The organism is Hymenobacter terricola, from assembly GCF_017921975.2.
GTDB classification, from domain to species: Bacteria; Bacteroidota; Bacteroidia; order Cytophagales; family Hymenobacteraceae; genus Hymenobacter; species Hymenobacter terricola.
Genome location: NZ_JAGEMO020000235.1, coordinates 1 through 522, shown reverse-complemented (window position 1 = coordinate 522; position 522 = coordinate 1). Strand labels below are relative to the sequence as shown.

The window sequence follows — 522 nt, the reverse complement described above, 5'->3', positions numbered from 1 at the left end:
TGTGAAATGGTGTGGCCCATGTTGGGGTACACCTTCTCGGTCACGCGGGCGCCCATGCTGGTCAGCAGCACCGTCGAGGCCCGCACCCGCTCCACGGGCACATGAAAATCGGGGTCGCCGGTGCCAATAAAAACCGGGGTACCCGCGAACGCGCCCGCGTAGTTTTCGGGGTAAAGCCGGTCGCCAATCAGCCCGCCCGTGAAGGCCACCACGCCGCCGTAGCGGGCCGCGTTGCGGGCCACAAATTCCAGCGTGAGGCACGCCCCCTGCGAGAAGCCCAGGAAGTACAGGTTTTCCTTGGGAATGCCCTGCTTTTCCAGGCTCCCCACCAGGTCGAACACGGTGGCCAGCGCCACGGAGAGCCAGGGCTCGTTTTGCACGGGCGGGGCCAGAAACGAGTTGGGGTACCAGCTGTTTTGCGGGGCCTGCGGGGCCAGCAGCGCAAAATCGGCCACGTGCAGCTGGTTGGCCAGCGAGAGGATATCGGCGGCGCTGCCACCGCGCCCGTGCAGCAGAATGAGG

At 66.1% G+C, this 522-nt stretch carries 1 protein-coding gene; it reads right to left on the bottom strand.

The features are described 5' to 3' along the window. A partial coding sequence (locus tag J4G38_RS28385; RefSeq protein WP_210522302.1) for an alpha/beta hydrolase occupies positions 1-522 on the bottom strand: 522 nt, incomplete at both ends.